Origin of the sequence: Nocardiopsis exhalans, from assembly GCF_024134545.1 — a bacterium.
GTDB classification, from domain to species: domain Bacteria; phylum Actinomycetota; class Actinomycetes; order Streptosporangiales; family Streptosporangiaceae; genus Nocardiopsis; species Nocardiopsis exhalans.
This window is the reverse complement of the sequence record NZ_CP099837.1, coordinates 1,888,125-1,913,289: the sequence shown is the minus strand read 5'-3', so window position 1 is coordinate 1,913,289 and position 25,165 is coordinate 1,888,125. Positions and strand designations below refer to the sequence as shown.

23 protein-coding genes and 1 pseudogene are annotated in these 25,165 nt (G+C 70.8%); 10 read left to right on the top strand and 14 right to left on the bottom strand.

Annotation, left to right across the window (positions count from 1 at the left end; genetic code table 11):
• Positions 1-327: 327 nt before the first annotated feature.
• From NE857_RS08560 to NE857_RS08540, 5 genes are all read right to left on the bottom strand, one after another.
• A complete protein-coding gene (locus tag NE857_RS08560) occupies positions 328-1,686 on the bottom strand; it encodes a four-carbon acid sugar kinase family protein (protein WP_254420490.1) in 1,359 nt (452 codons plus the stop codon).
• A 129-nt stretch (positions 1,687-1,815) separates the two neighbouring features.
• On the bottom strand, positions 1,816-2,361 hold the full coding sequence (locus NE857_RS08555; protein WP_254420489.1) for a DUF2165 family protein: 546 nt from the start codon (positions 2,359-2,361) through the stop codon (positions 1,816-1,818).
• Positions 2,358-3,158, bottom strand: a complete 801-nt coding sequence (locus tag NE857_RS08550; protein WP_254420488.1) for an HAD family hydrolase — start codon at positions 3,156-3,158, stop codon at positions 2,358-2,360. The genes NE857_RS08555 and NE857_RS08550 overlap by 4 nt, the downstream gene beginning before the upstream one ends.
• Positions 3,155-3,940, bottom strand: a complete 786-nt coding sequence (locus tag NE857_RS08545; RefSeq protein ID WP_254420487.1) for an AfsA-related hotdog domain-containing protein — start codon at positions 3,938-3,940, stop codon at positions 3,155-3,157. Before NE857_RS08545 ends, NE857_RS08550 begins: the two co-directional genes overlap by 4 nt.
• Positions 3,941-4,038: 98 nt before the next feature.
• Positions 4,039-5,247: an MFS transporter gene (locus tag NE857_RS08540; protein WP_254420486.1), complete on the bottom strand. Its 1,209-nt coding sequence runs from the start codon at positions 5,245-5,247 to the stop codon at positions 4,039-4,041.
• A 157-nt stretch (positions 5,248-5,404) separates the two neighbouring features.
• Between NE857_RS08540 and NE857_RS08535 the strand changes: the two genes are divergently transcribed.
• On the top strand, positions 5,405-6,007 hold the full coding sequence (locus NE857_RS08535; RefSeq protein WP_254420485.1) for a TetR/AcrR family transcriptional regulator: 603 nt from the start codon (positions 5,405-5,407) through the stop codon (positions 6,005-6,007).
• A 48-nt stretch (positions 6,008-6,055) separates the two neighbouring features.
• Here the strand turns inward: NE857_RS08535 and NE857_RS08530 are convergent, their stop codons facing one another.
• Both NE857_RS08530 and NE857_RS08525 read right to left on the bottom strand, forming a co-directional pair.
• The gene (locus NE857_RS08530; protein ID WP_254420484.1) at positions 6,056-6,868 is read right to left on the bottom strand and encodes a hypothetical protein; all 813 of its coding nucleotides are present in this window, start codon (positions 6,866-6,868) and stop codon (positions 6,056-6,058) included.
• Positions 6,869-7,042: 174 nt separating this feature from the next.
• Positions 7,043-8,164: a Gfo/Idh/MocA family protein gene (locus NE857_RS08525; RefSeq protein ID WP_254420483.1), complete on the bottom strand. Its 1,122-nt coding sequence runs from the start codon at positions 8,162-8,164 to the stop codon at positions 7,043-7,045.
• Between the two features lie 154 nt (positions 8,165-8,318).
• Here NE857_RS08525 and NE857_RS08520 point away from each other — a divergent pair, with 154 nt between their 5' ends.
• The 3 genes from NE857_RS08520 to NE857_RS08510 all read left to right on the top strand — a co-directional run bounded on the left by NE857_RS08520 (position 8,319) and on the right by NE857_RS08510 (position 11,747).
• Entirely contained in the window at positions 8,319-9,665 is a 1,347-nt protein-coding gene (locus NE857_RS08520; RefSeq protein WP_254420482.1) for an ABC transporter substrate-binding protein, read from the top strand.
• 109 nt (positions 9,666-9,774) lie between these two features.
• Positions 9,775-10,752, top strand: a complete 978-nt coding sequence (locus NE857_RS08515; protein ID WP_017584356.1) for a carbohydrate ABC transporter permease — start codon at positions 9,775-9,777, stop codon at positions 10,750-10,752.
• Positions 10,749-11,747 (top strand): carbohydrate ABC transporter permease, encoded by a 999-nt coding sequence (locus tag NE857_RS08510; protein WP_254420481.1) that lies wholly within the window; start codon positions 10,749-10,751, stop codon positions 11,745-11,747. Before NE857_RS08515 ends, NE857_RS08510 begins: the two co-directional genes overlap by 4 nt.
• A 37-nt stretch (positions 11,748-11,784) precedes the next feature.
• On the opposite strand, the gene NE857_RS08505 is transcribed toward NE857_RS08510, so the two are convergent.
• From NE857_RS08505 to NE857_RS08485, 5 genes are all read right to left on the bottom strand, one after another.
• The gene (locus tag NE857_RS08505; protein ID WP_254420480.1) at positions 11,785-12,729 is read right to left on the bottom strand and encodes a fructosamine kinase family protein; all 945 of its coding nucleotides are present in this window, start codon (positions 12,727-12,729) and stop codon (positions 11,785-11,787) included.
• Positions 12,730-13,257, bottom strand: a complete 528-nt coding sequence (locus tag NE857_RS08500) for a low molecular weight protein-tyrosine-phosphatase (RefSeq protein ID WP_254420479.1) — start codon at positions 13,255-13,257, stop codon at positions 12,730-12,732.
• Between the two features lie 129 nt (positions 13,258-13,386).
• Positions 13,387-13,821: a response regulator gene (locus NE857_RS08495; RefSeq protein ID WP_026117172.1), complete on the bottom strand. Its 435-nt coding sequence runs from the start codon at positions 13,819-13,821 to the stop codon at positions 13,387-13,389.
• Between the two features lie 24 nt (positions 13,822-13,845).
• A complete protein-coding gene (locus NE857_RS08490; RefSeq protein WP_425572198.1) occupies positions 13,846-15,801 on the bottom strand; it encodes a sensor histidine kinase in 1,956 nt (651 codons plus the stop codon).
• Between the two features lie 26 nt (positions 15,802-15,827).
• Positions 15,828-17,087 (bottom strand): PP2C family protein-serine/threonine phosphatase, encoded by a 1,260-nt coding sequence (locus NE857_RS08485; RefSeq protein ID WP_254420477.1) that lies wholly within the window; start codon positions 17,085-17,087, stop codon positions 15,828-15,830.
• 459 nt (positions 17,088-17,546) lie between these two features.
• On the opposite strand from NE857_RS08485, the gene NE857_RS08480 reads away from it, so the two are divergent.
• The 3 genes from NE857_RS08480 to NE857_RS08470 all read left to right on the top strand — a co-directional run bounded on the left by NE857_RS08480 (position 17,547) and on the right by NE857_RS08470 (position 19,388).
• On the top strand, positions 17,547-18,221 hold the full coding sequence (locus tag NE857_RS08480) for a biliverdin-producing heme oxygenase (protein ID WP_254420476.1): 675 nt from the start codon (positions 17,547-17,549) through the stop codon (positions 18,219-18,221).
• A 94-nt stretch (positions 18,222-18,315) separates the two neighbouring features.
• Positions 18,316-18,972: a TetR/AcrR family transcriptional regulator gene (locus tag NE857_RS08475; RefSeq protein ID WP_254420475.1), complete on the top strand. Its 657-nt coding sequence runs from the start codon at positions 18,316-18,318 to the stop codon at positions 18,970-18,972.
• Between the two features lie 161 nt (positions 18,973-19,133).
• The gene (locus tag NE857_RS08470) at positions 19,134-19,388 is read left to right on the top strand and encodes a hypothetical protein (protein WP_254420474.1); all 255 of its coding nucleotides are present in this window, start codon (positions 19,134-19,136) and stop codon (positions 19,386-19,388) included.
• Between the two features lie 46 nt (positions 19,389-19,434).
• Here NE857_RS08470 and NE857_RS08465 read toward each other — a convergent pair whose 3' ends face one another.
• The gene (locus NE857_RS08465) at positions 19,435-20,331 is read right to left on the bottom strand and encodes a 3'-5' exonuclease (protein ID WP_254420473.1); all 897 of its coding nucleotides are present in this window, start codon (positions 20,329-20,331) and stop codon (positions 19,435-19,437) included.
• Positions 20,332-20,576: 245 nt separating this feature from the next.
• On the opposite strand from NE857_RS08465, the gene NE857_RS08460 reads away from it, so the two are divergent.
• Both NE857_RS08460 and NE857_RS08455 read left to right on the top strand, forming a co-directional pair.
• On the top strand, positions 20,577-21,542 hold the full coding sequence (locus tag NE857_RS08460; RefSeq protein ID WP_254420472.1) for an asparaginase: 966 nt from the start codon (positions 20,577-20,579) through the stop codon (positions 21,540-21,542).
• A gap of 81 nt (positions 21,543-21,623) precedes the next feature.
• Positions 21,624-22,903: pseudogene (locus NE857_RS08455) on the top strand (NAD(P)/FAD-dependent oxidoreductase).
• Here NE857_RS08455 and NE857_RS08450 read toward each other — a convergent pair.
• Positions 22,887-23,078 (bottom strand): ferredoxin, encoded by a 192-nt coding sequence (locus NE857_RS08450; protein ID WP_254420471.1) that lies wholly within the window; start codon positions 23,076-23,078, stop codon positions 22,887-22,889. The pseudogene NE857_RS08455 and the gene NE857_RS08450 sit on opposite strands and share 17 nt — an antisense overlap.
• A gap of 193 nt (positions 23,079-23,271) precedes the next feature.
• On the opposite strand from NE857_RS08450, the gene NE857_RS08445 reads away from it, so the two are divergent.
• Positions 23,272-25,122 (top strand): DUF4153 domain-containing protein, encoded by a 1,851-nt coding sequence (locus tag NE857_RS08445; RefSeq protein WP_254420470.1) that lies wholly within the window; start codon positions 23,272-23,274, stop codon positions 25,120-25,122.
• Positions 25,123-25,165 lie beyond the last annotated feature (43 nt).

Below are 25,165 nucleotides of genomic sequence, written 5' to 3'. Positions count from 1 at the left end.
AGACGGGATCTACAAGCAGGAGGAGACCCCGTCTTCGGCTACACGGGGAGCACAGCAGTGCCCTGCGGGTTCAGGGAGATCGGGAGTCCGGGGGGATCTGGGGATCGGGGATCCGGGGGGATCGGAGAGATGAGGGAGACAGGGGAGACACGAAAGAACACCGCGCCCTGACCTGCTGAGAGCTTTTCCGTGTCCTGGCCGGGATCCCCGCACAACACGGGGAGGCCTGGCTCGAAGCGGTGTTTCCAGGCCTGGGTGAAACCGAGCCGTTCATTTGAGCGGACAAGGGAGCGCCCCATGTCGCGGACCGGCCAGGGCTCGCACTGGCTAAGGCTCGCGGACCAGAGTGGGAATCACGTGCTCGGAGACTTCGGAGTGCACCTGGTGGAGGCGGGTCTGGACCGCTCTTCTCAGCTTGGCCAGGCACTCGACCAGGGTGATGTCGTCGCCGACCAGTCCGCCCTTGGCCACGACCGGGGTGCCGTCCAGAGGCCCCCCGCTCAGGTGCCCGTGCACGGCGAGCGGGACGATCTCGCCGCCCACGTCGAAGGCGTGCACGTCCAGTTCGTCCAGGAGGCTGGCCACCAGGTCGCCGCCGGTCAGGTAGAGCCCGCTGGGCAGGGCCTGGGCCCCCACCGTGTCGGCCAGTTCGTTGACCACGTCGGCCACCAGGCTCGCGATGCGCCCCGCAAGCTCGGCGCGGGCTTGGGGCGGGAGTTCGCGGACGCGTTCGGCAGTGGTGACCACGCGCAGCACGCACAGTTCCGGGAAGCCCGAGGAGGACAGGTGCGCGGTGAGTTCGTCCGCCACCTCGTCGGTGTGGTCGCTGTCCGGGTCGCTGATCGCGACGGCGTCCACGTCCACGAAACGGACCGCGCCGGTGCGGGCGACCGTGGCCAGCTGGCGGCGGGTGAGTTCGGTGGTGCTGCCCGCGACCGCGAGCAGCGGCCCCCGGGAGCCCGCCTGACCGCGCAGGCGCAGGGCGTAGGCGAGCAGGGCTCCGGTGGGACCGGGGTCGACCGCCACCCAGACGGTGCCGTCGGTCTGGTGGGCGGTGGCCGCGGCTTCGGCGATGTCGGTCAGGTGCTGCTCGCTGCTGGCGTCGCAGAGCACGATGGGCTCGTCACCGGCGAGGAGTTCGGCGGTGAGCATCTCCTGGGTGATCCGGCGGATGGGCACGTGCCGCACGGCGAGGTCGGTCTGCTCGGCGAGGATGTCGGCGACCACGCTGGTGGTCATCGGGCAGAGGGGGTCCACCGCGAGTTCGGTGCGCTCCAGGGGCAGGCCGTTGAGCAGCTGGACGCCGTCCTCGGTGATGCGGCCCGAACCGGGGAAGGCCGGGGTGAACAGCACGCGGACGCGGGTCCCGGCGGGGAGCCGGTCGCGGACGGCGTCGTAGGTGGCCTCGATCTCCGCTCCGATGTTGCCGCGCAGGGTGGTGTCGGTGCGCTTGACCACCAGGCCCACCGGCCAGACCGCCTCCACCACGTCGGTGACCAGGTCGGCGGCCTGTTCGGCCGGGACGTGGCGGCTGTCCAGGTTGGCGACCACCACGTCGTAGTCCCCGGCGACCCGGCTGACGTGTTCGGGGGTCACCGTGGCCACCCGCATGCCCGTGCGAGCGAAACGGGCACCGGTGGCGTTGGCACCGGTGAGGTCGTCGGCGACCACGAGGACCTGGGCCACGGCGCTGCTCCTTCGGCGTTGGAATCCCTGGATTGACCTGCCTCCAACATAGGCCCCAGGGAAGGTCCGAAGGTCACGTGCGCGAAGACCCGCCCGCCGCGTTTGGGCGGGCGGGTCCCGGACAGCCGGTCAGGCCGTCGTCCGCCCGCGCGGCAGGTTCACCAGCACGAGCCCGCCGACAGCGACGAGCAGGAGCGTGAAGTGCACCTGTTGGACGGGGCCGAAAGTGATCCAGTAGCCGAACCACAGACCACCGACCAGGAACATCAGCGCCAGTCCGGCGAGGGCGCTCAGCGCCAGGTTGCCGAACAGGGTGGCTCGGGTTCCGTCACCCCGGCCGAAGGCCAGGCGCAGGTGGGCGACGGTGGCCCACCACAGCAGTGCCGAGGCCACCGCCTGATAGCCGATCACCCCGTACAGGGCGGGTGCGGCCAGATCCGCGGACAGGGCGCGGCCGAGCAGCCCCTGCCCCTGGTTCGGGTTGTCGGCCATGGCCTCCATGCTGAGGACCTGGCCGATCAGATGGATGTTGGTCCCGCTGTCGGTGATGTTGTTGATCATGATCAGCGTGAGCCAGGCGGCCATCCCGCCCAGGACGAGCGCCTGGGGCAGGACCAGGCCGGTGCCGAGCCCCGTCGTGTCCCTGCTCCTGTGCCCCTTGGTGTCCGTGGTCATGAAGGTGCTCCTGTGGTGGTGAGGGGTAGGTGGGACGGCGCGGCCCAGTCGGCGAGCGCGCATCCGCACACACAGCCCGGGCCGTGCTCCCCTGGTGGGGACACCGAAACGGGGTCGCGCACCAGGGGCCAGCCACGCTGTGAGGCGTGGCCGAGCAGGGCCGGGTCGCCGTCCGCCCGCACGCGGGGGCGGCCGACCGCCTCCAGCATGGGGAGGTCGCTGAGATGGTCGCCGTAGGCGTGGCTGCGCTCCAGGTCGATCCCGTGCTGCGACGCGTACTCGCGCACCGCGTCGCCCTTTGCAACGCCGATCATGGGACGCTCCACGTCACCGGTCAGCAGTCCGTCCGCCACTACGGGCCGGGTACCGCGGAAGGCCGTCGCGCCCAGGGCCGCGGCAAGGGGTTCGAGGCAGGGGGCGAAGGAACCGGAGAGCAGCACCACGTGGTCCCCGTTCGCGAGGTGTTCTCGCAGAGCCAGCACGCTGCCGTTCAGGAGGAAACCGGGTGCGGCCGCCCGGGCCGCGAACCACCGCTCACCCGAGGCCTTCAGTTCCTGTTCGGAGGCGCCCCGGTAGAGGCGGTAGTACGCTCGGTTGACCTCTTCCCTCCGGGCCCCGGACGCGGCCAGCTCCCGCAACTGTGTGGCCGCCTCCTCGTAGGTGCTCCGGGGGTGGCCGAGCTCGGCCAGGCGGAAGGCGAGGAAGTCGAACATGCTCTTGACGGGGATGAGTGTCTCGTCCACGTCGAAGAACGCGCACGCCCCCGTGTCTCGGAGGCTGGTGTGTCCGGCGGTCATCTCTGGGCCCCCGCAGCGGTGAGATCGCCGGACGGTGCACGGAGCACGTGCTCCACGGCGCGGTCCGCACGGCGGTGCTCCACTCCCTTGAGCCGGGCGGTGTCGAAGGCGGTGAAGGAGACCTCGGTGGTGGCCGAGCGGCGACCGGCCTGGTGGAGGTCGATCCGCCCGGTGAAGCGGAGCCGCTCGGGGTCGTCGAGTTCGGCGCTCTGAACCAGGTAGAGGATCTCCGCGTCGAGGGGAAAGAGGAAGTTCTCGAAGGTCGTGGAGATCGAGTCGATCACGAAGTAGTAGCGCCGTTCGGGCCAGCGGTTCGTGTAGTAGCGCTCGGTCACGGCCAGGAACATCTGGCGGGCCGCCTCGACCACGACCATCCCCTGGACGTGCTGTCCGGTCTGGTGGTCCAGGAGCAGTTCGTTGTCGGCGTTCAGCAGGAGTTCGGCCCGGAAGATCTGGTCGTCGCGCCTGCCGAGGCCAGCGATGAGGACGTTCTGCTCCCGGTGCTTGTGCGCCTCGGCCCGGTGGGCCGGGTCGGGCATCGAGCGCCGGAGCAGGACGTGTTCGGCGATGCCTCGTCGCTTGACGGCGTCCTCCAGGTACTGCCATTCATAGGCGCTCACACCCTGCCCGCCGCGCACCTCTAAGCGGGCCTCGGGGTCGTCGTGGTGACCGAGCTGGATCTCGGCGACGAGTTCGGAGACGGTCCGGATGTTCTCGTGCACGGCGAACCCCGCGAACCTGTTCCCTACGACGCAGACGAGTCTTTTGTTCTGTTGCTGCATGGTGCTGTCTCCACTCCGTGGTTGTCGTACCGCTGCCCGGGCCGCTCTGGTCCGGTTTGTTCGAGGCGCTTGGTGTACGGCTCCGGCCCCGGTACGGGTCAGGTGTTCCTCCGGGGGAGGAGGAGCGCGGCCAGGGCCAGCGCGCCTCCCCCCGCCAGGGCGGTCGCCGCGCCCAGAGCGACCGCGGTGAACCCCAGAGCCGAAAGGACGGTGGCGAGCTGGGGTCCTAGTCCCGCGCCGATGAACAGCGCGAAGGTGTAGAGAGCGGTGGCCGAGCCGCGGGCGGCCCCGGCGCGCACGCCGATGGCCTGGACGAGGGCGGGTGCGGCCACGGCCACGCAGCCGGCGAAGGCGAACAGGCTCACGCCCAGGGCGAGGGGGCCGAGACCGGCGACCAGTCCGGTCGCGGCCGCCGTCACGGCGGCGCCGAAGAGGGCGACGGGCAGCCTGGTGCCGGGCGCGTAGCGGGCGAGCCGGGAACCGAGGAGGGGAACGGCGAGCATGGCCGGGAGGGCGCTGGCGCGCAGGGTCAGCATCGCCTGGGCGTCACCGGCGAGCCACTCTGGGCCGGAGAACTCCAGGCCGCCGTAGACCCCGACGAAACCGAACAGGAGGGTGGCGGTCGCGCCGTAGAGAAGAAGGAGCCGACGGTCGCGCAGCAGGCCGAACATGCTGGCGAAGGCTCCGCCCACCGCGGCCTTCGGGCTCGTGTCGGGGGCGAGCACGAGGTGCAGGACCAGGGCGGCCGCGGCCAGGGAGAGCGCGGAGGCCGCGAACACGCCCTGCCAGCCGATGCTCTGTTCGAGGGTCTGGGCGGCGAGCTGCCCGATGACAGCGGCGGCGAGGAAGGAGCTGGTGAGCCAGGTGACGGCGGTGACGCGGCGTTCGGGTGCGACCCGGGTGGCGACGTAACTGAACGCCGCCGGGGCGAAGGAGGCGGCGGCGAACCCCTGGAGGGCGCGCAGTGCCAGCCCCACGGCCGCGTTGGGGGCCAGGGCCACGGCCCCGGTCAGGAGGGCTGTCACCAGTCCGCCGACGACGATCACCCGGCGGGGGCCGAAATGGTCGGCCGCGGGTCCGGAGGCGAGGAAGCCCGTGGCGTAGGCGATGGCGAAGGCGGTCACCGTCCAGGCGACGGTGGTCTGCTCCTCCCCCCAGCTCTGGGCCATGGGTGCCAGGAGCGGGAGGACGGCGTAGAGCTGGCCGACGACCAGGACGCCGGTCAGGGAGAGAGCAGTGACAGGGAACGGGCGGGGCCCCGGGCCCTGTTCCCGGTTCACCCCAGTGGTGTGCTGTGTCGTGGACATGAACGCAATAGTTGACAACCAACCAGTTGGTTGTCAATCGCCCGAAGGGTCGTGACAGGACCGCTTCCGGCCACCGTGAGGCGCAACACACACCCCGCGTTCAGGGCTTCGTGCACCCCAAGTAACCAACCAGTTGGTTATCGCCTATCATTGTGTCATGAGTAACACTTCCCGAACCGAGAACACCCGAGCCCTCCTCCTCGGTGCGGCACGGCGGGAGTTCGCCGCTCACGGCATCGCCGGTGCGCGGGTGGACCGCATCGCCGAGAGCGCCGGCGTCAACAAGCAGCGGATCTACGCGCACTTCGGCGACAAGGAACAGCTGTTCCGGCACGTGGTCGGTGAGGCGGTCGGCGAGCTGTCGCAAGCCGCGACCCTCACTGACGACAGCGATCCGGCCGCCTACGTCGGCCGGATCTTCGACTACCACAGATCCCATCCGGACGTGCTGCGCCTGCTGCTGTGGGAGGCCCTGCACTACGGAGATTCCCCGGTGCCGGACGAGGAGGGGCGAGCCGCCCTGTACGACGCCAAGGTCGCCTCGCTCTCCGGGGCAGTGGGCGGCACCGATTCCGACACCCATGTGCGCCACCTGCTGCTCACCATGATCGGACTGGCGGCCTGGCCCCAGATCACCCCGCAGCTGACCCGCCTCGTCCTGGGCCGGGGCCCCTCCGACGAGCAGACCCAGGACCAGCTGCGCGCGTACCTGATGGACTTCGCCGGGAACGCGATCCCGGCGCCCTCCTCCCGCTCCTGAGCGGTTCGGGCGGGGTCAGGGCCCGTGCCGAAGGGCAGCCGTCGGGCCTCAGCCCGCGTCGGCGACCGCCGCCGGGGCGGGCGGCTGCTCGCCCGTACCCTCCACCGCCGCGACCCACGCGTCGTGCAGCCACATCTGGGTGGACCGGCGCTGGGCTGCGGAATCCCAGGTGATGTCACGTTCGAAGGTCACGATCCGGGTTCCGGCGCCCACGATCACCCAGGCGTAGCGCCCGTCCTCGTGTCGGGTCTTGACCTTGACCCCGGGGATGACCGTCTCCTGCCCGTCGGCGTCCACCACGACCTCGTCGTGCCGGTCCACCCACTGCTCGGTCAGGCCCTCCAGGTACTCCGAGTCCTGCCGGGCCAACCAGTTGTAGGCGGCTTCCCTGGCCTGTTCATGGCTGGGCAGGTCGGCGGGGTCGCCCGCGGCCCCGGCTTCCAGTCGGGTGAGCCCCACGAGCCGGCCGTCCCCGCCCAGCACGACGCTCAGGTGACTCTCGCCGAGCACCCGCTCACCGCCGGCCTGGTACCGCCGCACAGTGACCTCCTCGCCGTCGTGGCGCACGGTGCTCTCATCGGCCTCCGCCCAGCCCTCCGGTATCTCCACCCCGGTGCCCCGCAGCGCGGGGTCGCTCCCGACCGCGTCCTCGGCATCGGACTCGTCCTGGGCCTGGGTCGTCGGGCTCACGGGCCCCTCCTCGCTGGCGTTCGTCACGTAGTCGGCGGGATCCGTTCCCCCGCGCGTTCCGGCGTAGGCCCAAAGGGACGTGCCGAGCACGATCGCCATCGACGCGGCGACGCCGAGCACCACCGCGCGGGACCGGCTGCGCCCGGTCGCCCCGCCTGTTCCCCGTGCCATGTCCTCACCTCTTCCCTGTCGGATCCTTCGTTGTCGGGCCGGACGTCCACATGAAACCAACCAACTAGTTGGATGTCAATGCTAGGAGTGACCCCGTGAACACCGAGGGCCGGGTCTCCCCCTCTCGGAAGACCCGGCCCCAGGCATGTCGTGACTGTTCGGCGAGCGCCCCGCTCAGTGACCGGGCAGTGTCACCACGGATTCGGTTCGGGCGCTCCGCAACGCCGCCTCGATGATCTCCAGGCCGTGGATGACCTCGTGCGGGTCCACCGGCAGCGGCTCGCCCTCGCCGACCGCGTCGCGCACCCCGGCGTAGAACTCGGGGTAGGCCCCGCGGACGCTGGGCACCGGCTTGGTCTGGCCGTCGGAACCGATCAGGCCCCACTCCTCCTCCGGGACCACACCCCAGTCGGCGGCGCCCCCATCCGCGGCGTCCGGGCGCTCGCCCGCCACCAGCCGGGCCTCCTGGCCGTCCAGACCCTGACTGGTGAAGGCCGCCTCGTTGCCCAGGACCCGGAAACGGGGCCCGTTCTGCGCGCTGAGCGCGCTCATCCACAGGTGGGAGCGCGTGCCCCGGACATGCTTCAGGGACAGGAAGACGTCGTCGTCGGCCCGCACGCCCTCACGTCGGGCGTCGACCTCGGCGTAGACCGAGGCGACCGGGCCGAACAGGTTGACCGCCTGGTCGATCAGGTGCGGCCCGAGGTCGTACAGGATCCCCGCGCCGACCTCCGCGCCGCCGTTCTCCCGCCAGGTCCCCTTGGGTTCGGGGCGCCACCGCTCGAAGCGCGACTCGAAACGGTGCACCCGCCCGAGCGCGCCCTCCTCGATCAGCTCCCACAGGGTGAGGAAATCGGCGTCCCAGCGGCGGTTCTGGTACACGGTGAGCACGTGTCCGAGCTCGGCCGCCAGGTCGGTGAGCTCCCGGGCCTGGTCCGCGGTGAGCGCGAAGGGCTTGTCCACGACCACCGCGAATCCGGCCTCCAGGGCGGCGCGGGCCAGCGGAGCGTGGGTGTCGTTGGGGGTGCTGATGACCGCGATCTCGTAGCGCCCGGCGTCGGCCCAAAGCTCGGCGGCCGTGTCGTAGACGCTGATCCCGGGGTAGCGCTCCCGTGCGGCGCGCTGACGCTCGGGGGAACCGGTGACCACGGCGGACAGGCGCAGCCCGGGGACCGCGTCGATGAGGGGCGCGTGGAAGACCTCACCGCCCTTGCCGTAGCCGATCAGGGCGACGTGCAGCTCGGGTCCGTCATGTTCGGGGATGCCCTGACCAGGGCTGGTGGGTGCGGGAGCCATGCCCTCCAATGTAAGGCTCCGCGCGCCGGATCGTTACGCAAGAATTTGCGCAAACTCTGGACAATGAGCCCGAAACAGACTTTCATCGAAACGCGCATGACCTGTATCACACCCGCAGCACCGGCGGGTGTGCGTGCCGAAGGAGTGAACCCCCATGCCAAGTTCGGTCAACCGCCGCCTTATGGCCGCAGCAGCGGCCACAGGAGGCCTGGTCCTCCTGGTCTCCGGTTGTTCCTACCTGAGCGGGGGCGACGGCGGCACCGCCGACACCTCCGACATCGACTGCTCCCCCTACGAACAGTGGGAGGACACCGGCGGCACCGTCTCCATCTACGCGTCCATCCGCGACGAGGAGGGTGACCGTCTGGAGGAGTCCTGGGCGGACTTCGCCGCCTGCACCGGCATCACCGTCCAGTACGAGGGCAGCGGCGAGTTCGAGGCCCAGCTCCCGGTCCGCCTCGACGGCGGCAACGCCCCCGACCTCGCCTTCATCCCCCAGCCCGGTCTGCTGGAGCGCGCGGCCGAGGACGGTCACGCCGTCCCGGTCGCGGACGGGGTGCAGAGCAACGTCGAGTCCGGTTGGTCCGAGGACTGGCAGGGCTACGCCACCGTCGACGGCGACCTGTACGGCTCCCCGCTCGGCGCCAACATGAAGTCGATGGTCTGGTACTCCCCCACCTTCTTCAACGAGAACGGCCACGAGGTCCCCGAGACCTGGGACGAGATGGTCGAGCTGAGCGACACCATCGCCGCCGACGGCACCAAGCCCTGGTGTGTGGGCTTCGAGTCCGGCGACGCCACCGGCTGGCCCGGCACCGACTGGATCGAGAACGCCCTCCTGCGCACGTCGGGCACGGACGTCTACCACGACTGGATCGCCCACGACATCCCGTTCGACGCCCCCGAGGTCGAGGAGGCCTTCGACCTGGCCGACGGGATCATCCGCAACGAGGACTACGTCAACGGCACCTTCGGCGGGGTCGACAGCATCGCCGTCACCTCCTTCCAGGAGGCCGGGATGCCCCTGCTGGACGGCGGCTGCGCCCTGTACCTGATGGGCTCCTTCTACGGCGCCCAGTTCGAGGACGACGTGGAGATCGGCGAGGACGCCGACATCTACGGCTTCGTCCTGCCCCCGCTGGAGGCCGACGCCGAGGTCCCGATCATGGGCGGCGGCGAGTTCGTGGTCGCCTTCGACGACCGCGACGAGGTCGTGGCCATGCACGAGTACCTCTCCTCCGGCGAGTACGCCAACCAGCGCGCCTCCCTGGGTTCCTGGGTCTCCGCCCACCAGGACCTCGACCAGTCCGTGTTGGCCGACCCCACCGACCAGTTCACCGCCGAGGTCCTCAACGACCCGGACACCGTCTTCCACTTCGACGGCAGCGACGCCATGCCCTCCTCGGTGGGCACCAACGTCTTCTGGGGCGGCATGGTCGACTGGGTGACCGGCGCCGACACCGCCACGGTCCTGGAGAGCGTGGAGTCCGCCTGGCCCTAAAGTCGCCCGCAGCCGCCCCGGCTCCGGCTGAACGTCGGGGGCCCGGTCCGCGTGGCCGGGCCCACCCGTCGCCCTCTCCCCTCCCTTCTCCAGGCACCAGGGATCTTCCATGGAGTTCTCCTTCCTGAACGAGCTGCCCAAGCTCGTGTGGATGCTCATCGGGATCGTCGTCTTCCTCGGCGTCATCGGCCTGATGCTCGTCCTGCTCGACGCGCCCCGCAGCAAGCGGGACCGCTGGCAGGCGGTCTTCTTCCTCGGACCGGCCGTGCTCCTGCTGCTCGGTGGGCTCGTCTACCCGGTCATCCGCACCACCGTGCTGTCCTTCTACGACCGCAGCGGCGACACGTTCGTCGGGCTGGCCAACTACCTGTGGATGTTCCAGCGGCCGGAGATCCTCCAGGTCCTGCTGAACACCCTGCTGTGGGTGCTGTTCGCGCCGGTCCTGGCCACCGCGGTCGGGCTGCTCTACGCCGTGCTCATCGACCGGTCCCGGTTCGAGTCCCTGGCCAAGTCCCTGGTGTTCATGCCGATGGCGATCTCCTTCGTCGGCGCGAGCATCATCTGGCGGTTCGTGTACGCCTACCGGCCCGCCGACCAGGAGCAGTACGGGCTGCTCAACCAGATCGTGGTGTGGTTCGGCGGTGAGCCCCAGCTGTGGCTGTTGAACCAGCCCCTCAACACGTTCCTGCTGATCCTGGTGCTGATCTGGGTGCAGGCCGGGTTCGCGATGGTGGTCATGTCCGCCGCCATCAAGGCCATCCCCACCGAGACCGTGGAGGCCGCGCGAATCGACGGCGCCGGGCCCTGGCAGCTGTTCAGCCGGATCACCCTGCCGTCGGTCTGGCCCACCCTGCTGGTCGTGCTCATCACCATCTCGGTCCAGACGCTCAAGGTCTTCGACATCGTCCGCACCATGACCGGCGGCAACTACGGCACCAGCGTGATCGCCAACGAGATGTACAGCCAGGCGTTCTCCCAGGGCCAGCTGGGGCAGGGTTCGGCTCTGGCCGTCTTCCTGTTCGTCCTGGTCATCCCGTTGGTCGTCCTCCAGATCCGGCGCAACCGCAAGGCCAGGGAGTTGGCATGAGCAAGACCGGACCCCGCCCCGAGGCCGAGGCCGCCGAACCCGGTACCGCCGCCGAGTCCATCCCCGGACGCTCCGCCCCCGCCGACCGGGGCGCCGCCGCCCGGGTCCGCAGGCGGCTCACCACCGGGACCGCCAGCCTGGTGGCGCTGGTCATCGCCGTGGTGTGGACCCTGCCCACCGCCGGGCTGTTCATCTCCTCGTTCCGGCCCGCAGAGCAGATCCGCACCACCGGCTGGTGGACGTTCTTCGGCTCGCCGGAGGTGACCCTGGACAACTACCGGGACGTGCTCTTCGGCAGCGCCAACGACGGCCGCCTGGCCAGCCATTTCGTGAACTCGTTCGTCATCACCCTGCCCTCGACGGTGTTCGTCCTGGGCATCGCGGCACTGGCCGCCTACGCGCTGGCCTGGATCGACTTCCGCGGCCGCGACTGGGTGTTCCTGGGTATCTTCGCGCTCCAGATCGTCCCGCTCCAGATGTCCCTGGTGCCGCTGCTGCGGTTCTTCTCCCAGGGGGTGTCGATCGGCGAGGTGCAGCTGCTGCCCGCGTGGGAGCTCACCGGGGCGATGGCGTTCACCAACGTGTGGGTCGCGCACACCATCTTCGGGCTGCCGCTGGGCATCTTCCTGATGCACAACTTCATCTCGCAGCTGCCGAAGTCGCTCTTCGAGGCCGCGCGCGTGGACGGCGCCGGGCACGGCACGATCTTCCGCAAGGTGGCACTGCCGCTGATCGCGCCCGCGCTGGTGTCCCTGGGCATCTTCCAGTTCCTGTGGGTCTGGAACGACCTGCTGGTGGCGCTGATCTTCGCCGGGGGCGACACCGCCACCGCACCGCTCACCGTCCGGTTGGCGGAACTGGCGGGGACCCGGGGCGAGGCCTGGCACCGGCTCACCGCGGGCGCGTTCGTGTCGATCATCGTCCCGCTGCTCGTGTTCTTCCTGCTCCAGCGCTACTTCGTCCGCGGACTGCTGGCGGGCAGCGTCAAGGGGTGACCGCCCCGGGCTGCCGACCCGGACCGCCGCCCGGGATTCAGGAGGAACGGAAGGCGGTCCGCGCCGCCTCCATGGCGGTGGTCCGGTAGGCGGCGCCGAACAGGCACACGTGCACGAGCAGCGGGTGCAGCTGGTGCAGGGCCACCCGGCCCCGCCAGCCCGACGAGAGCGGGGCGACCTCGTTGTAGGCGTCACGGACCCGGTCCAGGTAGGGCAGGCCGAACAGCGCCAGCATCGCCAGGTCCGCCTCGCGGTGGCCGCCGTGCGCGGCGGGGTCAATGAGCACCGCGTCGCGTTCGCGCCAGAGCACGTTGCCGTTCCACAGGTCTCCGTGAATACGGGCGGGCGCTTCGGGCTCCCCGGCCAGGTCCTCGACCGAGTCGACCACCTTCTCGACCGCCCGCGCGTCGGTGGGGGTCAGCGCCCCCTGGTCCAGAGCCTGGCGCAGGTAGGGGCGCAGGCGCTGCTCGGCGTAGAAGCGCGGCCAGTGCCGGGCCGGGGTGTTGTCCAGCGGGAGCGGACCGATGTAGCCGGGCCAGTCCGCGCCGAAGCTGTCCGCCCCGGTCAGGTGGGTCCCGGCGAGCTGGCGGCCGAGGCGTTCAGCAGCGGCGGGGGTGGGCTCGTGCTGCTCCACCAACGGCAGGACCAGCAGGCGTTCGTCCCAGCCCAGGGGTTGGATCGCCGGGGAGCCGAAGCACCGCCCGAGCCATTCCAGACCGCGCGCCTCGGCGACCAGCACCCCCGTGGGTGCGCTGCCGCGGGAGAGCGACTTGACGAACAGCCGGGTGCCGTCGGCGAGTTCGGCGTAGGAGAGGATCCAGTCATGGCTGTTCCCGGCCCGGACAGCCCGCCGGACCTCCAGGTCGAGCAGCGCGGAGACACGGTCGGCGAGGGTGCCGGTCAGCGGGTCCCGGCCCCGGCGCCCCGGCCCGCTCCCCGTGCCTGAGGACCCGAAGGGCCGCACGATCGGATCCCTGCCCACTCAGCCACGCAGCCGGGTGGTGAGTTCCCCGGTCAGGCCCTTGGCTGCGGCCTCCACCATGTTCAGGACGGCGGTGAACCCGTCGTCTCCCCCGTAGTAGGGGTCGGGCACCTCCGGGTTGGGACCGCTCGCGGGCGCGAAGGAGCGGAACAGCCGCAGTCGGGAGACGTCGAAGCCGAATTCGGCCCCGCGCTCGTCGACGACGCGGCGCAGGTCGTCGAGGTTGTCCAGGTCCATGGCCAGGATCAGGTCCCGGGTGGCCAGGTCCTCGGGGGCGAACTGGCGGGCGGTGTGGGTGGTCAGGTACCCGTGCACACGCAGTGTCGAGGAGGCACGGGGGTCCATGTCCCCACCCACGTGCCAGTCGCCCGTGCCGGAGCTGTCGACCTCGACGAGGTCGCTCATTCCGGCACGTTCGAGGTCTGCGGTGAGCACCTTCTCCGCCATGGGGGAGCGGCAGATGTTTCCCAGGCACACCACACTGACGCGGTAGGGACCAGCGGGGTCACGCGGTTCCGGCAGGCTCATGTTCCTTACCGTAACGAAAAACCATCCCACCCACCGGATCCGGCGCGGTGAGTGCGGTTCCCGTCCCCGATCCGTGACTTACGACCCGTGACCCATACCGACTCCGCCCCAGGTCAGCCCTGGGGACGGTCAGCTTTTGGGCAGCCGGACCACGGTCACGAAGAAGTCGTCGATCTGCCGCACGACCCGGATGAACTGCTCGAAGTCCACCGGTTTGGGCACGTAGGCGTTGGCGTGCAGGCGGTAGCTGCGCAGCACGTCCTCCTCCGCCTCCGAGGTGGTGAGCACCACGACGGGGATGTGCGCCAGGTCGTCGTCGCTCTTGACCTCCTCCAGCACCTCCCGGCCGTCCTTACGCGGCAGGTTGAGGTCCAGGAGGATCAGGTGGGGGCGGGGGGCGTCGGCGAACTCGCCCTCGCGACGCAGGAAGCGGAGCGCCTCGACGCCGTCCGAGACCACATGCAGGCGGTTGCCCAGCTTGTGTTCCTCGAACGCCTCCTTGGTCATCAGGACGTCACCGGGATCGTCCTCGACCAGCAGCACCTCAATGGGATGCACCAACATGACCTCGCTCAAGCTTCCAGACCCCTAGACGGGTCCCGACCCGTGTCCTCGCGGACCGGGTGGAACCGTATCGCCGGCTCCACCGGGCAGGGGACGGGGTTCCCCGCCGGGTTCGCTACCCGTGGGGGACTCGGTCTCCGGCTCGGTCTCGCCGGGCTCTCGTGTGGCCGTCGGCGCCTGCTCCGCGGGGGCGGATTCGGCGGCCTCGGTGCCCTCGACGCCGTTATCGGTGTCGTTGGTCGATTCGGTTCCCTCCACGGCAACCGTTTCTTCCACCTCCGCGTCGGTGTCGACGGGCAAGGTCCAGCATATGCGGGTTCCGGTCCGCCCGGAGTCCGTGTCGTCGGTGGTTTCGGACCCTTCGGCTTCCTCCGGGCCCGTGTCCAGCCACATGCGGCCGCCGTGGAACTCCACGATCTTCTTGCACATGGCCAGGCCGATACCGGTTCCGGTGTACTTCTCCCGGGTGTGCAGGCGCTGGAAGATGACGAAGATCCGCTCCGCGTACTGCGGTTCGATCCCGATGCCGTTGTCCGCGCAGCAGAACACCCACTCGTCGTCCTGGCGCTCGACGCTGATGTGGACCGCGGGCGCGTCCTCGCCGCGGAACTTGACCGCGTTGCCCACGAGGTTGAAGAAGACCTGGGTGAGCAGGGTGCGATCGCCCTGGACCGTGGGCAGGGTGTCGCCGGTGATCTCGGCGCCCGCCTCCCCCAGCCGCGTCTCCAGGCTGCTCAGGGAGTCGTCCAGGGCCACGTTGAGGTCGACCGGCGCGAAGTTCTTGGTTCGTCCGACCCGGGAGAAGGCCAGCAGGTCGTTGATGAGGGTCTGCATGCGTTTGGCGCCCTCGACCGCGAAGTCGATGTAGGAGTCCGCGCGCTCGTCCAGCTGGCCCTGGTAGCGGCGTTGGAGCAGCTGGCAGAAGCTGGCCACCTTGCGCAGCGGCTCCTGGAGGTCGTGCGAGGCGACGTAGGCGAACTGCTCAAGCTCCAGGTTGGACCGGCGCAGCTCCTCGGTCTGGTGCTCCAGCAGGGTGGACTGCTCCTGAAGTTTGCGCCGCGCGGAGGCGACCTCGTCCAGGTCCTGCACGATGCGCTCGCGCATGGCGTCCACGTCCTGGCCCAGCTGGACGATCTCGGGCGGTCCGTGCAGGGAGATGCGGTGGGCGTAGTAGCCCTCGGAGACCTGGCGCATGTGCCCGGCCAGGTCCTCCAGCGGGCGCAGCACCCACTGCTGGAGCATCACCCACAGGAAGACGGACAGGAACACCACGACCAGGCCGACCAGCACCAGCAGGGCCACGACCTGCTGGGTGGCCAGGGTCAGGCCGCTCTGGGCCTCCTGGATCTCGCTGGTGAGGTGGTTGGTGGTGGCGTCGGCGGCCCGGTTGAGTTCCAGGAACAGCACACGGCCGCGCTGAAGCTCCTCCTGGGTCGGGGACTCGCCGGTGCGGACCTGCTCCAGAACGGGTTCGGCGAAATCCTCGCTCCAGACGTCACCGGCCTCGATGAGCTCGTTGACCTTGGGCGCGACCTCCTCGTTCTCCTCCGCCAGCGTGGTCAGGGCGCTGCGGTACTCGGCGAGCGCCATGCGCTGCTCGACGAAGGGCTGGAGGAAGTCGCGGTCGCTGGTGAGGATGTAGCCGCGCAGGGCGTGGTCCTGGCTGAGGTAGGCCGAGCGGGTCTGCTCGACGGTGCTCAGCCCCGGCGTCAGGGAGTCGACCTGCAGGACCAGGGAGTCCCGGGCCTGGAAAGCCGCGATGGTGATCACCGAGACGGCCACCACCAGGACGACGGCGACCACCGTCAGCAGGCTGGTGACCCGGCGGCGCAGGCTCCAGGAGTGCCGGGCGGAGTGGATCCGCCCGAGTGGGGAGGCGTGCACGAAGTGACCTCCCCCGACGGACGGCCGGGAGCCCTCCCCCTGTTCCGGGTCCGGCCCCCCGTCCGGTTCGGAGGTGGCTGCGGACTCGGTGTTCATGCTGTGGTGTTCCTCCCCGGTGGGGCTCACTCCGGCTCTCCGTGGTTGACGAGCAGCATCGCCACGTCGTCCTGGAGCGGGCCTCCGTTACTGCGTTCCGCCTCGTCCACCAGGTGTTCGGGCAGGTTGTTCAGGGCCACGCCCTGGCTGAGCGCGCCGTTGACCATCCGGCGCAGGCCCGCGACCTCCAGGCGCGCGGGCGGGCCGCCGTCGTAGGCGTCGACCAGGCCGTCGGTGTAGAAGAGCATGCTGGTGCCCTTGGGCAGGACGATCTCGGTCGCCTCGTCCTGGTCCACCGGGAAGACACCCAGCGGGGGCTGCGGAACGGCCTGGATCTCCTCGGCCACACCGCCGGAGACGATCATGGGCGGCGGGTGACCCAGGACACGCACGCGGGCGCGGTCGCTGCCGGTGTCCAGGCTGGCCATGCACAGCGTCGCGTACATCTCCTCCTGCGCGCGCTCGCTGACCAGGAGGTCCTCGAGGTTGGGCAGGACGCGCTCCTCGGCGACACCGCTCATGACGAGGGTGCGCCAGGCGATGCGCAGGCTGACGCCGAGGGCGGCCTCGTCGGGGCCGTGGCCGCTGACGTCGCCGATGATGACGTGGGTGGTGCCGTCCTTTTCGACCGCGTCGTAGAAGTCGCCGCCGACCAGGGCGCGCTTGCGGCCGGGCCGGTAGTAGGCGCGGTGGCTGAGCGGCGAGCGGCCGAGCAGGACCTGGGGCAGCAGGCCGCGCTCCAGGCGCATGTTCTCGCGGGCCCGCATGCGCGCCTCGCGCAGCTGGCGGGCGTTCTCGTCGGCGCGGCGCCGTTCCAGGGAGTAGCGCAGGCTGCGGGCCAGCAGGGAGCCGTCCACCTGGCCCTTGACCAGGTAGTCCTGGGCGCCCGCGGCGACCGCGGCGATGCCCTCGTGTTCGTCGTCCAGGCCGGTGAAGACCACGACGGCGGCGGAGGGCGCGGTGCCCAGGACCTCGCGCAGGAGGTCCAGGCCGTGCCCGTCCGGGAGGTTGAGGTCGAGCAGCACGCAGCCGCGGAAGTCGGTGAGGTGCTCGCGGGCGGCCTTGAGCGTGGAGACCCAGGTGATCCGGGTGGCCAGCGCGGTGTCCGCGAGGAGTTCCTCGGCGAGGAAGGCATCGCCTGGGTCGTCTTCGATCAGCAGGACGTCAACCGATTCGACGGTAGCCTCCACCCGGTCGTCCAGGACGGTGTCGTCACCCAGGGCGGCGCTGCCGTGTGTCGCAGCGCCGTTCGCGGCGTGGGCCGCCTCGTCACCGATCACCTTCACGGGATCGTGCCCTGTTCTCCTGGTATCCACTCATCGCCTCAAGGTCCGCGGGTCCGTGGGGCGCGCTGTCATGCCGGAGGCCCGAGGCGGACACCTCGGGTCTTCCCGGCGGTTCGGACCGCACGACATCCAAACGATAAACGCCCCGGTGACCAGTTGACCAGCGGATGAGACGAGACACATCCAACGCCGAGGCGTGGAACCTCCGTGTGACGGGCGTGTCGGAGGGCCCCTCAGCCCGGGCCCTCCCGGCATGGCCGGGGTCGCGCAGGTGGTCAGAGCGTGCATGTGCGTGTGCGGAGGCATGTGAACCATGTGACACAGGGCACGTTGGATAAGCGCCGCGTGAGCGTTGTGTCCCTTTTTTTATGACATGGTGTCGTATCAATCTTGACAACCTTGCCCACCTAAATGACATGATGTCATAAAGACCCCGGAAGCGAGAGGTGGAAAGTGCCGATGAGCGCCACAGCCGAGGCCCCCACGACGGCTGAGCCCGCCACCGAGACGTTCTCCGAACGCCTCAAGGCCGCCACCTGGAGCGACCACGCGACCGCCGAGCACCACGGCTTCACCAAGGCCCTGCTCGACGGCGAGCTCCCCCTCGAGGGCTACACCGCGATGGTCGCCCAGCACTACTTCGCCTACGCGGCCCTGGAGCGGGTCGGCCGCATCCTGGCCGACGACCCCGTCGCGGGCCGCTTCGACTACCCCGAGCTGGAGCGTGTGCCCGCCCTCGAGGCCGACCTGGAGCACCTGCTCGGCGCCGACTGGAGCGACCAGATCTCCCCCACCCCGGCCACCAGGACCTACGTGGCGCGCATCGAGCAGATGGCCGACCACCCCGCGGGGTTCGTCGCGCACCACTACACCCGCTACATGGGCGACGTCTCGGGCGGGCAGTTCATCCGGCGCATCGCCGCCAAGGCCTACGACTTCACCGACAACGCGGGCGTGGCCTTCTACGTCTTCGACGCCCTGGGCAGCCTGCCGAAGTTCCGCACCGGGTACCGCGAGCACCTCGACTCCCTGGACCTCGACGAGGCCGCCGCGGCCTTCCTCATCCAGGAGACCCGCCTGGCCTACCAGCTCAACACCGAGGTCCTGGCCGACCTCGGCCGCAGGCACGTCTGACCTCGGCCCCCGGCCCGCCGCAACCCTTTCTCCGGCAACCCGAGGAAGTCGGACCATGCCGGTCCGGCTTTCTTGGCGTGCCACCATAGGAGGCATGCCCAAGATCACGGCTCCGACCATCGCCGCTCACCGTGCCCGCACACGGGACCGCATCATGGACGCCGTCGAAGGGCTGACCAGGACCCAGGGGATCGACCGCATCTCCATGACCGACGTGGCCAACGCCGCCGGCATCACCCGCACCGCGCTGTACAACTACTTCCCGGACAAACCCGCGCTGCTCCTCGCCTTCACCGAGCAGGTGAACAGCGCGTTCGTCGAACGGTACAAACGCGAACTCCCCTCGGGGGTGTCGGCCGCCCGTCGCCTGTCAGCCTTCGTACGCCTCCAGCTGGAGGGCCTCGTCGCGCACCCGCACCCGCCCGCCGCCGAGCTGGGCGCCAGCCTCGGACCGGACGCCTACCAGGCACTGGCCGCGCACGTCGCCCCGATGCAGCGCCTGCTCACCGAGATCGTGGAGGAGGGCACCGCCAGCGGGGAGTTCGACCGCCTGCCCGCCGAACGCGTCGCGGGGCTCACCCTGTCCATGGTGGGCTCCCAGCGGATGCCCCTGGTGAACGGCGAGATCGACATCGACGACACGCACGCCCTGGTCACCCGGTTCGTACTCCGCGCCCTCGGAGTGCGGACCGAAACCGTGGACACCATCTTGCCCACAGGCAGGACAAAAAACACGGAGAGTACGCAGTAAAATACTCTCGGCGATAAAGGTCAGGACCTAACCGGACGTGTCCGGTAGCGGCCAGGGTCGAACGGTATGAAGGCCACTGGGCCGGGGAACGCTCCGCTTGCCCGATCCTTCCCGGGCGAGCACACCCGACCGTAACCGAGTCCTGTTAGGCCCTCATCGACGTGTCCCTCACCCTGATCGTCGTCGGCGCCGTCCTGGTGTCGATCGCGCTGTTCAACAAGGTCCCCCAGTACGTACCCGGGCGCATGCCCGCCCCCCGCTCCGGCGGCGGGGTCGCCACCGCGCAGCGCACCAGCGCGCCACCACGGGTGCGCCTGGCCTCCGCCCGACTGACCGAGCAGGGGCGCGCCCTGCTCACCACCGTGGGCGGAAGCGCGCTGATCGTGGCGTTCTTCCTCAGCCTGTCCGGCCTCTGAAGCGGCCGACGCGCTCTCTGGTCGGCGACCCGGCCCGGCCGCTGGGTCAGCTCGCGCGGGCCCGGACGCCCGCCATGCGCAGCAACAGGCCGCCCGCGGCCGTGGCCGCGATGCCGCCGGTCACCACCGCGGCGGCGGCCAGCCGCTCCCGCAGCCGGGAGTCGCGCCGTGCGGCCTTCTCCGCGGCCGCCCGGTCCGAGCCGCCGAAGGCCCCGCCGCACAGCGCGGGGTCCAGTTCGACGGGCCGCCAGGGCGCGATCCAGGCGCTCAGGGGGTCCAGCCCGCTGGGCGAGGACGTGGTGCGCGGTTTCCAGCGCACCGGCTCTCCCTCGGGTACCTCGCCCTGGAGGAACCGCGGCGCCGGGCCCGTGTAGCGCAGCTCACCGCGCGCGTTCCCGATCATCTCCACGAGCAGCTTGGCGCAGGCACGCGCGTCGCCCAGCGCGGTGTGCTGCCCCGTCGGCCAGCTCCCGTTCAGCAGGTGGGTGGCGCGCGGCAGCGAGTAACGCGGCAGGTCGAGCTGGGATCGCAGGGCCCGCAGCGTGCACAGGCCCGACTGGCCGCGCGGCAGCCCGGCGGGAACCAGCTCGGCGGCGAGGAAGCGCTCCTCGAAGTCCAGGTTGTGGCCGACCACCACCGCGCCGGACAGCAGCCGGGCGATCCGGGGCACGATCTGCGCCACGCGCGGGGCCCCGATGACGTCGCCCTCGCCGATCCCGTGGAACTCCTGGCCGCTCACCGGCGCCCGGGGGTCCACCAGCGTGCTGAACTCCTCCACGAGCTTGCCGTCACCGCGCACCCGGACCACGGCGATCTCGACCAGCCGGGCACCCTCGTCCGGGTCCAGGCCGGTGGTCTCGACGTCGATGACCGCGTACTCCAGGTCCGCCGCCCGCGTGCCGACCCTTCTCCGGGTCAGTGCGCCCGTCCGCAGCGTTCCCATGTTCTGCCCAACTCCCAACGTCGCAGGTGGATCACCATCGGTTCACGACCTTACTGCCCGGGCCCGACAGCGGCCGCGGCGCGGCCCCGACCTGGGAGAATCTGCGACGGCCCAGGTCACCCCCGGGCCGTCCCGGCAACCGCACACCGCCGAACGGGAAGAACCCGGGGTTTCGGTACGTTTTGACGCGTGTCCGGCACCGCAGGGCACCTACCGCACCAGCCTCAACGGCGAGGAGAACCCGCATGAACCAGACCACCCCGCTGCCCAGCTACGCCCCCTTGGCGGAGGTCGTCCGCTCCGGGATGCGCGAAGGCGTGCACTACGGAGCGGTGGTCGGTCTGTCCGCCGAAGGCGAGATCGCCTACGCCCGCGGGCCCGTACACGACCCCATGTTCCCCCGTTCCTCCGCCAAACCCTTCCAGGCGCTGGCGATGCTGCGCGCCGGGGCCCGGCTCGAAGGGGCCTCCCTGGCCATCGCCGCGGGCAGCCACGGGGGTGAGGAGTTCCACGCCGCCGAGGCCGAGCGCATCCTGGCCGCCGCCGGGCTCACCGCCGACGCCCTCCAGTGCCCGCCGGACGTCCCCGGCGCCCCCACCGCCCGCAAGGCCTTCATCGCCGCGGAACGCTCCCCCGAGCGCCGGTACATGAACTGCTCCGGCAAGCACGCGGGCATGCTCGCCGCCTGCGTGGCCCAGGGGTGGAGCACCGACGACTACCTCGACCCCGAGCACCCCCTCCAGGTGCTGGTGCGTGAGGCCACCGAGGACATGTGCGGGGAAAAGGTCGCGCACACCGCCGTCGACGGCTGCGGCGCGCCCCAGCTCGCGGTCTCCCTGGTCGGCCTGGCCCGGGGTGTGCAGAGGATGCGCCTGTCCCCCGAGGGCACCCACGAGCGCGCCGTCGTCGAGGCGATGAGCGCACACCCCGAGTACGTCTCGGGCCCCGAGCGCGTCGACACCGAGCTGATGACCCGCCTGCCCGGCCTGGTCTCCAAGATCGGCGCCGACGGCGTGCTGGTGCTCAACGCGCCCACCGGCGAGACCGTCGCGGTCAAGATCAGCGACGGCGACGCCCAGGAGCGCTCACGCGTGCTGGTGGGCCTGACCGCCCTCCAGGCCCTGGGCGTGGACGTCACCCCGGTCGCCGAACACCTCACCACCCCGGTCCAGGGCGGCGGCCGCACGGTGGGCGAAGTCCGCACCCTCTGACCCCCGTGATCTTGCTACCAGTAGCAAGTTCGGCGCCGATTTCGCTTCTGGTAGCAAGATCACCGAATGCCAAGTGGACGGATGAAGGAGAGTTTGGTGTCGGACACTCTGAGCGAGATCGTCATCGCCGGTGCGGGCATGGCCGGGCTGCACGCGGCGGAGGCGCTGCGGGAGCGGGGGTTCGAGGGGCGTCTGACCCTGGTCGGTGAGGAACCGCACCGGCCCTACTCCCGGCCGCCGCTGTCCAAGGAGGTCCTGACCGGGATCGGGATGGACCCGGCGAACGGCGAGGCGGGCTGGCTGGTCGGGCACCGCGCGCTGCGGCTGCGCGAGGACTCCGTGCTGGACGGCCTCGACCTGGAGTTCCGGCCGAACACCCGGGCGGTCGGGCTGGACCCGGCCGCCCGCGAGGTGCGGCTGGCCGGACCGGAAGGGGAGGACTCGCTGCGCTACGACGGGCTGGTCATCGCCACCGGGGCCCGGGCCCGGCGCCCCTCGACCGACCTGGGCGGGATCCACGTGCTGCGCACCCTGGACGACGCCGAGGCGCTCCGGGCCGCCTTCGACTCCACCGGGCGCCTGGTGGTGGTCGGCGCGGGTTTCGTCGGGGCCGAGGTGGCCGCGAGCGCCCGCGCCGTGGGCATGGAGGTCACCCTCATCGAGGCGGCACCCACTCCGCTGACCCGGGTGGTCGACCCCCGGATCGGGGAGGTCCTCACCGACCTGCACCGGGAGAACGGTGTGGACGTGCGCCTGGGCACGGGCGTGACCGGTTTCGAGGGTGCGGGCCGGGTGGAGCGGGTCCGGCTGGCGGACGGCTCCGCGGTCGAGGCCTCGCTGGTGGTGGCCGGTGTGGGAGTGCACCTGAACACCGAGTGGCTGCGCGGTTCGGGTGTGGAGCTGTTCGACGACGGCTCGGTGGCGTGCGACGCGTACTCCGCGGCCTCGGTGCCGAACGTGTACGCGGTCGGCGACCTGGCCAACTGGCCGCACCCCCGCTACGGCGGCCGGATCCGCCTGGAGCACTGGACCAACGCGAGCGAACAGGGGAGGCGGCCGCCCGGAACCTGCTCGCCGGGTCCGGGCGGACGCCGTTCACTCCCGTGCCGTATTTCTGGTCCGACCAGTACAAGAAGAAGATCCAGCTCCTGGGGCAGGGTGCGCCCGCGGATCAGGTCGCCTTCGTGCACGGGTCCGCGGAGGACCGAAAATTCGTCGCGTTCCTGGGGCGCGGAGGGATGCTCACCGGTGTCCTGGGGCTGCGCTCCACCCCGCGCACCATGCGCTACCGCGCCCTGTTGGAGAAGCCCACGACCTGGGACGAGGCCCTGGCCGCGGCGGGGCTCAACCCGTCACGGTGATGGCCCGCTTGGGGCACAGCCTCTCCGCCTGGAGGACCCTGTCGCGGAGCTCCTCGGCCGGTTCCTCGGTCAGGAGGTAGAGGAAGTCGTCGTCCCTGACCTCGAACACCTCGGGCGCCGCGCCCATGCACAGGGCGTTGCTCTCGCACTGGTCGTAGTCGACCTCGACTCGCATGTTGCCTTCTCTCTCGGGCGGTGACGCCCTCGGGATCTGCGGGTGGCAACACCCTAACCAGAGTGCCCGCGGCACGGGGGGTTCGCGGTTCTCGGGGGCACGGCCTCCTGCGCCCACATCAGAACCCGATCGGCACGACCGCCGTCACACCGAGCGGAACTCCCCGACCGGGGCGGTGCGAAAGAGGTGGGGCATGAGCGCTGAAGAGACGAGCGCCGCGGAGACAAGCGCCGCGGAGACGGACCACACGGTGCGGGACGGGCGGGTCGACGACGGTACGGACGAGCCCGCGACACCGGAGAGCGCGGCGCAGGAACCCGCGAAGGATGACACGGGCCACTACGCGCTGAAGTACCAGGGGCCGTACACGGAGCTGCCCTCGCGGCCCCGGACTCCGCTACCCGCCGCCCCGGTGTGGTTACCCCTCGCGGTGCTAGGTGTGGGCGTGCTGGCGCTGTTCCTGGCCACGTTCGACCGGCCCGGGATCGGTCTGGTCATCACCGGTGTGGTGGCCGGGCTGACCGCGGTCACCGCTCTGATGGTGCGTCCGGCGATCGCCGAGAGCGCCGACGACGGAGAAGGCGAGGGCGGCGAGGACCCCGCGGACGGCACGGAGCACGAAGAGGACGCCGGGGAAGAGGGCGAGGCCGCCGAGGAGCACGAGGGCCCGGACCGCTACCGGCACGCGTGGTCGGCGGTCTACGGGATCCTGGCCGTCGTCCTGCTGGCCACCGCCGCCCTGCGCGACGCGGGCTGGGTACTCGCCTGGACCCTGATCGGGGCCTTCTTTCTGGCCTCCCTGGCCTTCGCCGTGCACAACCCCGCCGCGCGACGGAACACCGTCGGGGTGGCCGCCGGTTCCATGGCCCTGCTCCGCAACGCCCTCGCCGTACCGGTCTTCCTCAGCCGCCCGCTGGTCAGGTCCAGGGCGTCGAGTCTGGTGCTCGTGCACACGCTGGTCACCACCGGGGCGACCCTCGGGGTGCTGGTGGTCTTCGGTCTCCTGCTCGCCTTCGCCAACCCTGTCTTCGCCTTCTACGCCGAGGAACTGATCGACTCCGTCTATCGGCGCCTGCAGACACTCAGCCCGGCCGGTGCCCTGCTCACCGCGGTGTTCACCGGTGCCGCCGTCCTCGCCGCGCGGCGCCGCCCGAGTCCCCCCGTGGTCCGAATCGTCCCAGCGGGCGGTCACACGGACCCGGCCGAACCAGCGGCGGCGTCAGCGAAAGCCGCCCGGCCATGGCCGGTCTGGGTGTGGGCGGTACCGCTCGGCGCCCTCGCCGTGTTGTTCACCTCCTTCCTCACCGTGCAGGTCGCCGCCGTCTTCGGCGGTGACGAGTACGTCCAGCGGGTCGCGGGAATCACCTACGCGGAGTACGCCCGCCAGGGCTTCTTCCAGCTGGTGGCGGTCAGCCTGCTCGTGCTCGGTGTGGTCGCGCTGGTGCTGCGGCTGGTCCCGGACCAGCCCTCGGGCACCCGGGTGCTGCGCAACTCGATGCTCGGCGTCCTGTGCTTCCTGACCCTGATCATCCTGGCCTCGGCGATGATGCGGCTCCAGCTGTACATCGACGTGTTCGGGCTGACCCGGATGCGGGTGGCCGCGGAGGCGTGGATCGCCTGGAGCGCGCTGCTGTTCGGGCTGATCCTGGTGGCGGGCGTGCTCAACGCCCTGGGCCGCCGGACCCGGTGGCTGCCGCGCGCCACCGTCGCCCTGGGCGCCGTGGCCCTGGCCGTGTTCGCCTACAGTAACCCGGACCTGCGCATCGCCGAGAGCCACCACGACCTCGACCTCGAGGCGGTGGACACCTGGTACCTGCGCGGGCTGTCCGCGGACGCCGTGCCGGGGCTGATCGACCTGGAGGGCGAGGACCGCACCTGCGCCCTGGACCGGATCGGCGAACGCCTGTGGACCTCCGACGCGTTCGGCGCGCGGAACCTGTCCCGGGAGCGGGCCCGCTCCCTGCTGGCCGAGCACGACCTCTTCGGCTCGGTGTCCTTCGACGGCGTCGACCGCCCCCACTGCGTGACCCCGTACCGCTACTAGAACGCACGGCGGGGGCGTGCCCGGCCTGGCACGCCCCCGCTCA

What these genes read in the sequence shown, in the direction of transcription:
- NE857_RS08510 (WP_254420481.1), top strand. Translation starts at nt 10,749, where the DNA reads ATGAGCAAGACCGGACCCCGCCCCGAGGCCGAGGCCGCCGAACCCGGT.
- NE857_RS08545 (WP_254420487.1), bottom strand. Translation starts at nt 3,940, where the DNA reads ATGCAGCAACAGAACAAAAGACTCGTCTGCGTCGTAGGGAACAGGTTC.
- NE857_RS08480 (WP_254420476.1), top strand. Translation starts at nt 17,547, where the DNA reads ATGAGCGCCACAGCCGAGGCCCCCACGACGGCTGAGCCCGCCACCGAG.
- NE857_RS08490 (WP_425572198.1), bottom strand. Translation starts at nt 15,801, where the DNA reads ATGAACACCGAGTCCGCAGCCACCTCCGAACCGGACGGGGGGCCGGAC.
- NE857_RS08465 (WP_254420473.1), bottom strand. Translation starts at nt 20,331, where the DNA reads ATGGGAACGCTGCGGACGGGCGCACTGACCCGGAGAAGGGTCGGCACG.
- NE857_RS08475 (WP_254420475.1), top strand. Translation starts at nt 18,316, where the DNA reads ATGCCCAAGATCACGGCTCCGACCATCGCCGCTCACCGTGCCCGCACA.
- NE857_RS08445 (WP_254420470.1), top strand. Translation starts at nt 23,272, where the DNA reads ATGAGCGCTGAAGAGACGAGCGCCGCGGAGACAAGCGCCGCGGAGACG.
- NE857_RS08520 (WP_254420482.1), top strand. Translation starts at nt 8,319, where the DNA reads ATGCCAAGTTCGGTCAACCGCCGCCTTATGGCCGCAGCAGCGGCCACA.
- NE857_RS08540 (WP_254420486.1), bottom strand. Translation starts at nt 5,247, where the DNA reads ATGTCCACGACACAGCACACCACTGGGGTGAACCGGGAACAGGGCCCG.
- NE857_RS08500 (WP_254420479.1), bottom strand. Translation starts at nt 13,257, where the DNA reads ATGAGCCTGCCGGAACCGCGTGACCCCGCTGGTCCCTACCGCGTCAGT.
- NE857_RS08450 (WP_254420471.1), bottom strand. Translation starts at nt 23,078, where the DNA reads ATGCGAGTCGAGGTCGACTACGACCAGTGCGAGAGCAACGCCCTGTGC.
- NE857_RS08535 (WP_254420485.1), top strand. Translation starts at nt 5,405, where the DNA reads ATGAGTAACACTTCCCGAACCGAGAACACCCGAGCCCTCCTCCTCGGT.
- NE857_RS08555 (WP_254420489.1), bottom strand. Translation starts at nt 2,361, where the DNA reads ATGACCACGGACACCAAGGGGCACAGGAGCAGGGACACGACGGGGCTC.
- NE857_RS08460 (WP_254420472.1), top strand. Translation starts at nt 20,577, where the DNA reads ATGAACCAGACCACCCCGCTGCCCAGCTACGCCCCCTTGGCGGAGGTC.
- NE857_RS08530 (WP_254420484.1), bottom strand. Translation starts at nt 6,868, where the DNA reads ATGGCACGGGGAACAGGCGGGGCGACCGGGCGCAGCCGGTCCCGCGCG.
- NE857_RS08525 (WP_254420483.1), bottom strand. Translation starts at nt 8,164, where the DNA reads ATGGCTCCCGCACCCACCAGCCCTGGTCAGGGCATCCCCGAACATGAC.
- NE857_RS08495 (WP_026117172.1), bottom strand. Translation starts at nt 13,821, where the DNA reads ATGTTGGTGCATCCCATTGAGGTGCTGCTGGTCGAGGACGATCCCGGT.
- NE857_RS08515 (WP_017584356.1), top strand. Translation starts at nt 9,775, where the DNA reads ATGGAGTTCTCCTTCCTGAACGAGCTGCCCAAGCTCGTGTGGATGCTC.
- NE857_RS08550 (WP_254420488.1), bottom strand. Translation starts at nt 3,158, where the DNA reads ATGACCGCCGGACACACCAGCCTCCGAGACACGGGGGCGTGCGCGTTC.